Here is a 10,277-nt window from a genome sequence, read left to right on the forward strand (position 1 = left end):
GGGACTCGGGGGACGAGCGGGGGCCGTCGCGGCCCCGTGGGGCGTTGGTGTTGATCGGCGGGTTGGGTCTCTAGGCGGGGGGGGCGCACTGGCCCCCCGCCGCCCTGCTGCGGGCGGAGCTGCTGGTCGCGCTGGGGGTCGGTGTCGCCGTCGTACGCTCGGCCGTCGGGCTGCGGCCGCTGGCCGAAGCGACACCCGACGACCTCGTGGACCCGCTCCGTGACATCGTGGAAGCCCTGCTCGGGAACCCGCCGAACTGACCTCCCGCCGCGGCCCGGTCACTCGGGCCAGGCGGAGACCTTGATGACCTCGACGAAGTCGCCGCGCCGGAAGCCCGGGACGTAGTGGGCCAGTACGTCGGCCTTGACGTTGCCGAAGGTGGTGTCGGGGCGGTCCTGGATGCCCTCGGTGAAGGCCGCGAGGATCTGGTTCTTGAAGTCCGGGCGCGGGTGCGCCGCGACGACCGCCGCCCGCTGCTCGTCGCTGACCTCGTGATAGCCGATGCCCAGGACGTCCAGCTCGACCCCGCGGGTGACCAGGGCGATCTCGGGTGCCATGTGCAGCGGGATCTCCGGCGTGGTGTGCAGGGCGATGCTCGTCCAGACCCGGGCGGCGGGCTCGCCGGTGATGCCGTGGGCGTGCAGGAAGCTGCGGGCCTCGTCTGCGCCGTCGATCTCGAACCGCTGGTCGGTGCGGCGCAGGCTCTTGGTCAGCCCGAGGTCGTGGAACATCGCCCCCACGTACAGCAGCTCGGGGTCGAAGGCCAGCCCCAGGGCCCGGCCGCGCAGCGAGCCCCACAGGAAGACCCGCCGGGAGTGGTCGAACACCAGCGGTGTGGCGACGTCGCGCACCATCTCGGTGGCCTCCCGCACCAGGGCGGTGTCCGGGATCCGTACGCCTGCGATCTCTTCGCTCATCGTTCTCAGCCTCCAGGTCGGATGGGTGGTGTACCTCCAGGGTTCTCCGGGCGACGTACGCTGGGCCATGTCTCTGCTGCCAGGAAAGCCACGGATTCGGACATGACGCATCGGGTGGGCTTTGTGGTCTTCGACGGGGTGACCATGCTCGACGTCAGCGGCCCGTCGGAGGTGCTGCACCAGGCTGGCCGCCTCGCCGACCCCTATGAGCTGGTGCTGGTCTCACCGGAGGGCGGGACGGTCACCACCTCCGCCGGCCTGGCACTCACCGGCACGGTCCCGGCGGCCGACGCCGGCCCCCTCGACACGCTCCTGGTCGCGGGGGGCGACCGGTTGGCCGAGCGGCCGATCGAGGAGGAACTGCTGGCCACGGCCCGCGAACTCATCGGGCGGGCACGCCGGGTCGCCTCGGTGTGCACCGGCGCGTTCGTCCTGGGCGAGCTGGGCCTGCTCGACGGCCGCCGTGCGACGACCCATTGGCGGCACGCGGCCACGTTCGCCCGCCGATACCCGCGGGTGCGGGTCGAGCCGGACGCCATCCACATCCGCGACGGACGGTACGTCACCTCGGCGGGCATCAGCGCGGGCATCGACCTCGCTCTCGCCCTGGTGGAGGACGACCACGGCGCCGGCGTGGCCCGGGACATCGCCCGCGAACTGGTCGTCTTCATGCAACGCCCGGGCGGGCAGTCCCAGTTCTCCACCGCCATCACCACTCCACCGGCCCGCGGCGACCTCCTCCGCACCCTGGTCGCGTCCGTACTCGCCGACCCGACCGCCGACCACAGCCTGCCCGCCCTGGCCGCGTCGGCCGCCGTCAGCGCCCGCCATCTCACCCGGCTGTTCCGCGCCGAACTGGGCACCACACCCGCCCGCTGGGTCGAACGGGTCCGTCTGGACCGTGCCCAGCAACTGCTCCTGGAAGGCCACAGCGTCACCTCGGCCGCGCTCCACAGCGGCCTGGGCACCGACGAGACCCTCCGCCGCGCCTTCGCCCGCCATCTGGGCACAACCCCGACCCACTACCGCAGCCGCTTCGCCACGACCGGCGGCGGCCAGGAGGCGGACCGGCGGACCGCAAGCGGGTAGTCACAGTTGGATCGGCAGGTGGCGGGGGCCGCGCAGCATGGCGTTCTGGCGGTAGGGAGGTGGGTCCTGGACCAGGCCTGCCGTGCCGAGCAGGGGGAGCAGTGCGCCGAGCGCGGTCTGGGCTTCGATGCGGGCGAGTGGTGCGCCGTAGCAGAGGTGGATGCCGTTGCCGAAGCCGAGGTGCTCGTTGTCCGGGCGGGTGGGGTCGAACCGGTCGGGATCGTCGAACCGCCGGGGGTCGCGGTTGCCCGAGGCCAGGGCCAGGATGACGGAGGAGCCCCGGGCGAGCGTGGTGTCGCCGACGGCGATGTCGGTGAGCGGGACGCGCTCGCGCATGTGGACCGGGGGTTCGTAGCGCAGGAGTTCCTCGACCGCTCGCGGCAGCAGGCCGGGGTCGCGGCGAAGGTGGTCCAGGTGCTCGGGCCGGCGCAGGAACGTGAGCACCCCGTTGGTGATGAGGTTGACCGTCGTCTCGTGTCCCGCGATGAGCAACAGCACGGCGGTTTCCGCGAGTTCCTCCTGGGTCAGCCGCAAGGCCGGGTCCGGCTCGTTGACGAAGGCGGACAGCAGGTCGTCGCCCGGGGTGCCGCGGCGCTGTTCGGCGAGGTTCACGAGATACCCGCCCAACTCGATCCGTGCCTGGTCGCCCGCCTCGTGCTTCCCGGCGGTGCCCTCCTCCTCGGGCTTGAGGTCGGCCGCCGCGACCAGCGCGTCGGACCAGGCCCGGAAGAGCGGCTCGTCCTCGCGTGGCACGCCGAGCAGGCGGCAGATCACCGTGACGGGCAGCGGGTAGGCGAAGTCGTCGACGAGGTCGATCTGCCGGCCCGCCTCGAAGGGTTCCAGCAGTTCCCTGGTGATCCGGTCGATCTCGTCGCGCATGGCATCGACGCGGCCCGGGCTGTGGGGCGGTCCGAAGGGCCGCATGGCCAGCGTGCGGAGCCTGTGGTGTTCCGGGTCGTCGAGCCGCAGGAACGGCGGCTTGTGCGTCACCTGGCCGCGGATGCGGGGATCGGCGCTCATCCGCGGGTCGTGGAGCAGGGCGGCGATGTCGTGGTAGCCACCGACCAGGAAGCTGCCGTCCGCCTGCCGCACCACGGGTCCGGCCTCCCGGAGTTCCGCGTACAGCGGGTAGGGGTCGGGACGGCTGGCGTAGTCGGTGATCCGCGTCAGCAGGGTCTCGGAGTCCATGGTGGCTCCTCGTGGTGGGAGTCGTGGACGGACGCGGGTCAGCGCGTCGGCTGTACCACGGCCAGTCGGCGGTCGGGCAGGTATCCGGTGAGCGCCACGGTGGGGCCGTGGGAGAGCACGGAGGGATCCGGCACGTCGGACGGGACCGGGACGTCGGCCGCGAGCGCCCGGTCCGCCGCGCCGGGCGGGGGCGGGAACGGAGCGGCCGTCTCGATCATGTGCCGGTAGTAGTCGAGCGACTTGGCCATGTCGACGGTGACCGCGGCGGTGACCCGCCCCTTGTAGCCGTAGACCATGGCCAGGCGGCGCGCCTCCAGCGAACCCTGGGCGATGACCACGTGGTCGGAGTAGGTCGGCACGCCCACCGACTTGATGTTGAGCCCGAACTGGGTCGACCAGAACGTCGGGATGGCCAGGTGGGGGCGTTGCAGCGGCCCCGGGTTGACCATGTTGTGGGCCGCCACCGCGGCCTGTTCGACCGCGTTGCCCCAGTGTTCCAGGGAGAGCATCTGGTAGCCGAACAGCGGATGGGGGAAGCGGGAGACGTCACCGGCCACGAAGACGTCGTCGGTGACGATGCCGTACATGGTGAAGGCGCGGCAGCCGGCGTCGCAGGCGATCCCGCGCGGGCCCGCCGCCAGTCCGGACTCGGCCAGCCACTCGACGTTGCGGACCGCGCCCAGCGCCACGACGCAGACGTCGGCGTCGACGCGGCTGCCGTCGGACAACTGCGCGCCGGTGAAGACGCCGTTCCCGTCCCCGTGCAGGGCGGTGACCGTCACCCCGGTGCGCAGGTCGACGCCGTGGTTGCGCTGCATGGCGGCCGCCAGCTTCGCCAGGGTGCCGCCGAGGGCGCCCACCAGTGGCGCGGGGCCGCGTTCGGCGACGGTGACCTCCAGTCCGCGTTCCCGGCAGGCGGAGGCGATCTCCGAGCCGGTGAAGCCCCCGCCGATGACCAGCACCCGTTCCGGCCCGGCGGCCAGCCGCTCGGCCAGTCCCTCGCCGTCCTCGCGGGTGCGCAGGGTGAACACCCCGTCCAGGGCGCCTTCCTCGGCGTTGGGCCACGGCCGTGCGCGGGTGCCGGTGGCGATCAGCAGCCGGTCGTACGGGAGCGACTCGCCGTCCTCCAGCAGCACCTGTTTCGTGAGCAGGTCCACGCCGGACGCGCGTACCCCGAGCCGCCAGTCGGCGTCCGGATCGCGGCGCATCGGCAGGCCGGTGGTGTCCGCCGTCGCCTGCCCGAGCAGTACCTGTTTGGACAGCGGCGGCCGGTCGTAGGGCGGGTGGGGTTCGTCCCCGACCACGGTCACCGAGCCGGTGAAGCCCTCGTCACGCAGCCCCTCCGCGGCCCTCAGCCCCGCCAGCGACGCTCCGACGATGACGACACGGCCGTCCTTGAGGTCACCGGGCACCGCCGCTCACCTCTTCCCCGAGGAGGATCGCCTGCACCGGGCAAGCGGCCGCGGCCTGGCGCACCCGTTCCACCTGGTCGTCCGGGACGGCCGTGGCATACAGCAGCCCCTCGTCCCCGTGCAGCTCGAACACCCGCGGTGCGAGGAAGACGCACTGTGCATAGCCCTGGCAGCGTGTGAGGTCCACAACGGTCTGCATCCCACCACTCCCTCCGTTGCCGCACCCCCCTCGTGCCCGCCCCTCGTCTCCAGCATGGAGCCACACCGGAGCTCCCGCACGCCACACTGCCGGCAGCACCAGACCCACCACCGCCGCCGCCCGGGCCTTGCTCCCGATGCCGTCGGTGCCGCAGCGGGAATTCGCTCGCTTTCGTCAGGGACCGGTCGAGGGCAACTGCCGCTCGACGCCGCCGGGTTCGAGATCCCAGTCGGTTCGGGTCTCTTTCGATACCTCGCCGAACGGTGTGCGCCGCCGGGGTGACGAGGGGCAGGAAGGCGCCGCCAGGCGAGTGATCAGTGGGATTTGGCTGTCACCCGCTGAGGTACGGATCCGTGTGCGTCGGGCCGAACCGATGCGTTAGGGACGGGAAAATCGTGGACCAGCGCAATGTGACGGTCGCTGTCACGGGAGCGGGCGGCACCGGTGTGGCCAAGGCCTTGCTCGCCGCACTTCAAGGGGACGACCGGGTCGGCCGTGTCAATCTCCTGGTGTCGGCCAACGGACGCAAACTGGTGGCCTTCGAATTCCGGACCGGCGAAGATCCGGATTCGGTGGTCCAGGCTCTGGAGGCGACATCGCCGAAGGTACGTTTCCTCGATCCGGCGGACATGTCAGGGCCGGTGACGAGCGGAAGCTACCCCAGCGACGCGATGATCATCCTGCCGTGCGCGGCCGGCGTACTGGGACGCATCGCTCACGGCCAGACGCAGAGCCTCATCGAGCGAGCCGCGGACGTGATGTTGAAGCAGCGGCGCAAACTCGTCCTCTGCCTCCGTGAGGCGCCGCTGAACCTCATCCATCTGCGCAACATGGTCGCCGTCACGGAGGCGGGCGCCACCGTGTACCCCATGATCCCCACGTACTACAACCTGCCGCAGACCCTCACGCAGCTTCGGGACGAGTTCGTCGAACGCGTCCTGGAGTTCCTGGATCTGCCCGGCACGGATCACTACCAGTGGGACGGCAGCGACACGGCGGCACGACGCGAGCACACTCGACCGCGGTGACCCACCGTGGCCGACCGCCCGGCTGCCGTCCCTGACCCGGACCGTGTCGACCGCTTCTCACACCTGCCCGTGCGGACTGACGGCTGCCCCTGGTGGATGTCATTCCGTTTCATCGCCCGACAGGGGGTACTCGGGACGTTGCACGGTTTCCTATGGGGACTAGGACGGTGAACGACGATGTCCGGAGAGCAAAAGGCCAAGGGCAAGATGGAAGAGGCCACCGGAAAGGCCAAGGAGACGGTCGGCCAGGCCGTGGGCAACGAGCGGATGACGGCCGAAGGGCAGGCCAAGAAATCGAAGGGTGCGGCGCGTCAGGCCAAGGAGAAGACGAAGGACATCTTCAAGCACTGACAGGACCGACGCGGAGCGGGATCTCATTTCGGGGATCCCGCTCCTTTGCGCGCGCTGGGGCACCCGGTGGCCGGCCCGTTCCCTGCCCGGGGAGCCAAGGAGATCATGGTCGTGCGACATCCTGCCGAGCGGATGCCGGCCGGTGATCTGACGACGTGCGTGACGTTGTCTGAAGGTTCTGCTGGCCCTTGCCGATCCGGCCGACCTGCGCGGTGCCGAACCCCGCGTCTTGGACGCCTGCTCGAAGCGGCGCGGCCGGGTGGGTTCATGCTCGGCGCTCGCCGCGCTCGTGGTCGTGCTGGAGGAGGAAGGCGAGCAGTTCCGCGACGGGGAGGCCGCCTTCCGCGGGGTGACGGAGACTGGTGTCCGGCTGGATGCGATAGCTGTTGCTCCGGCCGTCGCGGGTGTGGGTCAGGTACCCCTCGGACTCCAGATCGGTGATGATCTTCTGGACCGCCCGCTCGGTGAGCCGGCAGCGCGCCGCGATGTCGCGGATGCGGGTGGAATGGTCCTCCGCGATCGCGACCAGCACGCGGGCGTGATTGGTGAGAAACGTCCAACCGGTGTGTGGCTCTGGTGCCTCAGCTACTTGCCCCATGCCTCCCAGACTAGACGTGTTGTTCACGCATTCAAAAGACTGAAACTCTTTTCCGGTATCTCTTGACGTGTAATCGGCCGGTGGGCAACTCTTGTGGAGAACTTGTGCCGTCGTGTGGAGGCAGCCATGCAGCAGCGGCGAATCCCGCACCCTGCCGGCCCCGTGGGTGTGAAGGCAGCCGGAACCCTGCCGGTCGCCATGCCGTACGAACCCGAGGTACGCACGTGGTCGCACGACGGCACCGTGACCGTCGTGATCCGCGGCGAGCTGGATGTCGCCGGCGAGCAGGTGCTGAAGTGTGCGCTGGAGGACGCCGTGAGCCGGTGCCGCGACCACGTGGAACTGGACCTGGGCGGAGTCGAGTTCTGTGACTGCTCCGGGCTGAACGTGCTGCTGGCCGCGCGGCGGCACGCCGCCGGGCACGGCAAGACTCTCAGCGTGGGGGTGGTCGGCCCGGTTGTGACGAATCTCTTGATCAAGACAGGAACGTGGCCGTTGTTGACGGGTACCTGGGCGGCGAAGGACGCCCGGAGCGGGGAGACGGAGGACACCCTGAGCGACGACGAGATCAAGGACGCCCTGGGTGGGGACGACCTTCTGGCCGAGGTCGCTCAGCTACGACGGGCCATGCGTACGCGCCCGGCCATCGACCAGGCCACGGGCGTTCTGATGGCGACGTTCTCCCTCAACGCAGAGGACGCGTGGGCCGTGCTGGTCGCGGTCTCCCAGAACACGAACACCAAGCTGCACCACATCGCCGAGGAGGTCCTGGCAGCCCTGCAGGGCGACTCACTGCCCCACGGCCTGCGGACCCACCTGGCCGCCGCGGTGAGCGCGCTCCGCGCCGAGGAGGGCAGCCCGTCCGGATGACAGGGCCGCGCGGGGCAGGTGACAGGATGCGACGGATCGAATCCGCGCGCATCCCTTCCAGCACCGGGCACCGGACCGTCCGGACACGCTCACCCGCGAGGCAGTGCCTCGACGCCGACGTCCGGCGTCGTCTCGCGCGCGACCAGGGCCCGAGCGGTCTCGGCGGGCCAGCCCGCGTCCGATGACGCCCTGCATACGGATGACCCACGCGATTCCCCTGTCCGACCGTCCGCAGGCACTGCCGCAACGAGCGCCGCCAGGGGAAGCAGCCCGGAAGTGACGGCGGCTCAGTCCTCACCCCGTACGACGTTCCAGTCGTCCCCGCGTCGCGGCCGACCCGCGTCGCCCTCGACCGTGGCACGCACCCAGGTGCGTATGCCCTTCCCGCGCAGGCGACGCGCCTTCGCCCAACCCGTCTCGGATCCGCGGACGCCGCTCGTCTTGATGACTTCCATGGTCACGGCTTCTCATCTTCTCCCTGCCCCGGCCCGTTCCGGACCGGGGCGTAGCCACTCTCCGTCGTCTCCCCCCGAGGTCTTCACTCCGGCCGAGTCCCCACCCGACACGGCCGGAAACGCTGGTCCAGACCGCGGGGGCCGGGCGGCGTACGCAGCCGTCATGCACGAATCGGCTGGCGGGCCACGCGGTGGCGGAGGTGGACGACTCCCGAACCGAAGGTGCGGGTCTCCACGAGTTCGAGATCCACCCGGCGCTCGCGCTGGGGAAAGATCGGAACGCCGCCGCCGACCAGCACCGGGTAGACCCTGGCCCGGCACTCGTCGATCAGATACGCCGCGGCCGCCTCGGCGGCCAGAGCCGCGCCGCCGAGGGCGATGTCCCCCTCCCCCGGCTCGGCCCGCAACCGCTCGGTCTCCTTCCCATGCTCGTGGGCCCGCTCAAGGACTCCGCTCGGCGAGTTCCTCAGTCGGACGAGGTGGCCGGACGGCGGGACAGGGCCGTTGTCGGGTCGTGTGTCACCAGTTCGACCAGGCGTTCGGCGAGGTTGTCGTCGAGTGACGACCCGATCATGAGTCGGCGGTAGAGGATGGCGCCGGCCCACAGGTCCTGCACCAGTTCGGTGTCGAGGTCGGACGGAAGGTCCCCCCGCTCCATCCCCCGGCGCAGCACGCCGTCGATGTTCTGCCGCTTGCGGCGCAGGAAGGTCTCCCTGAAGCGGGCCATGAGCTCAGGATGGGGCAGCAGGCCGGCGGCGAGCGCGGGCAGGGACGCGGCCAGGTCCTCGTTGGCGTAGTTGCGGATCGTCATGTCGACGGCCTGGCGCACTTCCGCGCGGGTGTCGCCCTGGTCTGGAATCTCCTCCGCCCGGAACACCTCCGCGAGCGCGTCGGCGACGAGTGCTTCCTTGTTGGGCCACCACCGGTAGATCGTCGACTTGCCGACGCCGGCGGCCGCCGCGACCCCCTCGATGGTGAGGGTGGAGTAGCCCTGCTCGGCCAGCAGCGCCCTGGTGGCGTCGAGGATCTTGGGGGCCGAGCGCGGGGTGGCCGCCGGATCCGAGGTGAATGCGAGTCCCATGGTCGCAACGATACGTACCGTTTCGTTTTCGGGTCAAGGCGTGTTAGCGTCGAGATGTCCGATTGAAACGGTACGTATCGTATCGATCCTGGAAGGGAAATCTGCCATGAAGGGTTACACCCTGCCTCTGTCCCCCCGCGGCACCGCCAACCTGGCGCCGACCCCGCCGTGGCACTACGCCGGAACCGTCGTCGGCGTCGAGTTCTTCACCGACCCCGCCGCGGCCGAGGCGGCTCTCCCCGAGGGCCTCGTGCTCGACCCGGACACCCCCGGACGTGGCGTGGCCATGTTCATCGACTGGCAGTACTCCTCCACGGGCCAGGAGTACCTGGACCCCGCCCGCTCCCAGTACCGGGAGTTCCTCACCACCCTCGACGCGCGCTTCGACGACATGCCCGTCGCCTGGTGCCCCTACATCTACGTCGACAACGACGCGGCCATGGCCCGCGGCTGGGTCCAGGGCTTCCCCAAGAAGCTCGGCGTCGTCCACCAGACCCGCGCCTACCCCGTCGGCAGCCCCGCCACCCCGCCGGTCGGAAAGGGCGGCCAGTTCGGCGCAACCGCCTCCACCGCCGGCCAGCGCATCGCCGAAGCCCGCGTCACCCTCGAACAGCCCCTCGGCGATCCCGCCGCCCTCATGAACCGCCCCGTGGTCAACCTCCGGCACTTCCCCCGCCTCGCCGCCGGACAGCACGACAAGCCTGCCGTTCACGAGCTGGTCCTCGCGCTCCTCGACGACGTGAGCGTCACCGAGGCCTGGATCGGCACCGGCGAACTGGACTTCCTCCCGGCCCGCGGGGAAGAACTCGCCGACCTCCCCGTCCGGCGGACCGGCAAGGGCTTCCGCTTCCACCTCGCCTATTCCGTCAACGACCTCAGGACCCTCACCGACTACGACAACTGACCGCCCGCTGCGACCAGCACGGGGGCGGCCCGGCGCAGCCGCGCACCGGTCCGAGGTTCCGTGCCGGCCCGTCCCCGGCCGCGCCCGGACCCCCCCCAAAAGGGAGGGGGAGGGGGGCCGGAAAAGAGGGGGCGCACCCCGGGGGCCCCATACAGGCAAACCCCCCCCCACCCCCCCCCCCACCC

Annotated in this window: 13 protein-coding genes and 1 pseudogene; 6 read left to right on the forward strand and 8 right to left on the reverse strand. The window is 70.9% G+C overall.

Annotated elements, in window-relative coordinates; genetic code table 11:
• Window positions 1-104: 104 nt before the first annotated feature.
• Complete coding sequence (locus tag ACWGJB_RS29015; RefSeq protein WP_453383059.1) at window positions 105-260, forward strand: TetR/AcrR family transcriptional regulator; 156 nt, start codon at window positions 105-107, stop codon at window positions 258-260.
• A gap of 18 nt (window positions 261-278) precedes the next feature.
• Here ACWGJB_RS29015 and ACWGJB_RS29020 read toward each other — a convergent pair whose 3' ends face one another.
• The gene (locus ACWGJB_RS29020) at window positions 279-917 is read right to left on the reverse strand and encodes an HD domain-containing protein (protein ID WP_453383013.1); all 639 of its coding nucleotides are present in this window, start codon (window positions 915-917) and stop codon (window positions 279-281) included.
• Between the two features lie 102 nt (window positions 918-1,019).
• Here ACWGJB_RS29020 and ACWGJB_RS29025 point away from each other — a divergent pair, with 102 nt between their 5' ends.
• Window positions 1,020-2,006, forward strand: a complete 987-nt coding sequence (locus ACWGJB_RS29025) for a GlxA family transcriptional regulator (protein WP_453383014.1) — start codon at window positions 1,020-1,022, stop codon at window positions 2,004-2,006.
• Here ACWGJB_RS29025 and ACWGJB_RS29030 read toward each other — a convergent pair whose 3' ends face one another.
• Genes ACWGJB_RS29030 through ACWGJB_RS29040 form a run of 3 tightly spaced genes read right to left on the reverse strand, consistent with a single transcriptional unit; the run spans window position 2,007 to window position 4,805 of the window.
• Window positions 2,007-3,194, reverse strand: coding sequence for a cytochrome P450 (locus tag ACWGJB_RS29030; protein WP_453383015.1), 1,188 nt, complete (start codon window positions 3,192-3,194; stop codon window positions 2,007-2,009). It abuts the gene before it with no gap.
• Between the two features lie 38 nt (window positions 3,195-3,232).
• Window positions 3,233-4,606: an NAD(P)/FAD-dependent oxidoreductase gene (locus tag ACWGJB_RS29035; RefSeq protein ID WP_453383016.1), complete on the reverse strand. Its 1,374-nt coding sequence runs from the start codon at window positions 4,604-4,606 to the stop codon at window positions 3,233-3,235.
• Window positions 4,596-4,805: a ferredoxin gene (locus tag ACWGJB_RS29040; protein WP_450757136.1), complete on the reverse strand. Its 210-nt coding sequence runs from the start codon at window positions 4,803-4,805 to the stop codon at window positions 4,596-4,598. Before ACWGJB_RS29040 ends, ACWGJB_RS29035 begins: the two co-directional genes overlap by 11 nt.
• Before the next feature lie 395 nt (window positions 4,806-5,200).
• Between ACWGJB_RS29040 and ACWGJB_RS29045 the strand changes: the two genes are divergently transcribed.
• Both ACWGJB_RS29045 and ACWGJB_RS29050 read left to right on the forward strand, forming a co-directional pair.
• Entirely contained in the window at window positions 5,201-5,833 is a 633-nt protein-coding gene (locus tag ACWGJB_RS29045) for a UbiX family flavin prenyltransferase (protein ID WP_453383017.1), read from the forward strand.
• A gap of 177 nt (window positions 5,834-6,010) precedes the next feature.
• A complete protein-coding gene (locus tag ACWGJB_RS29050; protein WP_453383018.1) occupies window positions 6,011-6,184 on the forward strand; it encodes a CsbD family protein in 174 nt (57 codons plus the stop codon).
• A gap of 265 nt (window positions 6,185-6,449) precedes the next feature.
• Here the strand turns inward: ACWGJB_RS29050 and ACWGJB_RS29055 are convergent, their stop codons facing one another.
• A complete protein-coding gene (locus tag ACWGJB_RS29055) occupies window positions 6,450-6,782 on the reverse strand; it encodes a helix-turn-helix transcriptional regulator (protein ID WP_453383019.1) in 333 nt (110 codons plus the stop codon).
• Between the two features lie 126 nt (window positions 6,783-6,908).
• Between ACWGJB_RS29055 and ACWGJB_RS29060 the strand changes: the two genes are divergently transcribed.
• Window positions 6,909-7,652 (forward strand): ANTAR domain-containing protein, encoded by a 744-nt coding sequence (locus ACWGJB_RS29060; RefSeq protein ID WP_453383020.1) that lies wholly within the window; start codon window positions 6,909-6,911, stop codon window positions 7,650-7,652.
• Window positions 7,653-7,939: 287 nt separating this feature from the next.
• Here the strand turns inward: ACWGJB_RS29060 and ACWGJB_RS29065 are convergent, their stop codons facing one another.
• The 3 genes and pseudogenes from ACWGJB_RS29065 to ACWGJB_RS29075 all read right to left on the reverse strand — a co-directional run bounded on the left by ACWGJB_RS29065 (window position 7,940) and on the right by ACWGJB_RS29075 (window position 9,188).
• On the reverse strand, window positions 7,940-8,113 hold the full coding sequence (locus ACWGJB_RS29065) for a hypothetical protein (protein WP_453383061.1): 174 nt from the start codon (window positions 8,111-8,113) through the stop codon (window positions 7,940-7,942).
• Window positions 8,114-8,268: 155 nt separating this feature from the next.
• Window positions 8,269-8,529, reverse strand: a pseudogene (locus ACWGJB_RS29070) (dihydrofolate reductase family protein); the annotation flags it as partial.
• 44 nt (window positions 8,530-8,573) lie between these two features.
• Entirely contained in the window at window positions 8,574-9,188 is a 615-nt protein-coding gene (locus tag ACWGJB_RS29075) for a TetR/AcrR family transcriptional regulator (protein ID WP_453383021.1), read from the reverse strand.
• 106 nt (window positions 9,189-9,294) lie between these two features.
• On the opposite strand from ACWGJB_RS29075, the gene ACWGJB_RS29080 reads away from it, so the two are divergent.
• Entirely contained in the window at window positions 9,295-10,092 is a 798-nt protein-coding gene (locus ACWGJB_RS29080) for an acetoacetate decarboxylase family protein (RefSeq protein WP_453383022.1), read from the forward strand.
• Window positions 10,093-10,277: the final 185 nt, after the last annotated feature.

The sequence above is a fragment of the Streptomyces sp. NPDC054813 genome (assembly GCF_053611365.1).

Coding starts and splice junctions, on each gene's coding strand:
- ACWGJB_RS29020 (WP_453383013.1), bottom strand. CDS start 917: ATGAGCGAAGAGATCGCAGGCGTACGGATCCCGGACACCGCCCTGGTG.
- ACWGJB_RS29025 (WP_453383014.1), top strand. CDS start 1,020: ATGACGCATCGGGTGGGCTTTGTGGTCTTCGACGGGGTGACCATGCTC.
- ACWGJB_RS29030 (WP_453383015.1), bottom strand. CDS start 3,194: ATGGACTCCGAGACCCTGCTGACGCGGATCACCGACTACGCCAGCCGT.
- ACWGJB_RS29040 (WP_450757136.1), bottom strand. CDS start 4,805: ATGCAGACCGTTGTGGACCTCACACGCTGCCAGGGCTATGCACAGTGC.
- ACWGJB_RS29050 (WP_453383018.1), top strand. CDS start 6,011: ATGTCCGGAGAGCAAAAGGCCAAGGGCAAGATGGAAGAGGCCACCGGA.
- ACWGJB_RS29055 (WP_453383019.1), bottom strand. CDS start 6,782: ATGGGGCAAGTAGCTGAGGCACCAGAGCCACACACCGGTTGGACGTTT.
- ACWGJB_RS29060 (WP_453383020.1), top strand. CDS start 6,909: ATGCAGCAGCGGCGAATCCCGCACCCTGCCGGCCCCGTGGGTGTGAAG.
- ACWGJB_RS29075 (WP_453383021.1), bottom strand. CDS start 9,188: ATGGGACTCGCATTCACCTCGGATCCGGCGGCCACCCCGCGCTCGGCC.
- ACWGJB_RS29080 (WP_453383022.1), top strand. CDS start 9,295: ATGAAGGGTTACACCCTGCCTCTGTCCCCCCGCGGCACCGCCAACCTG.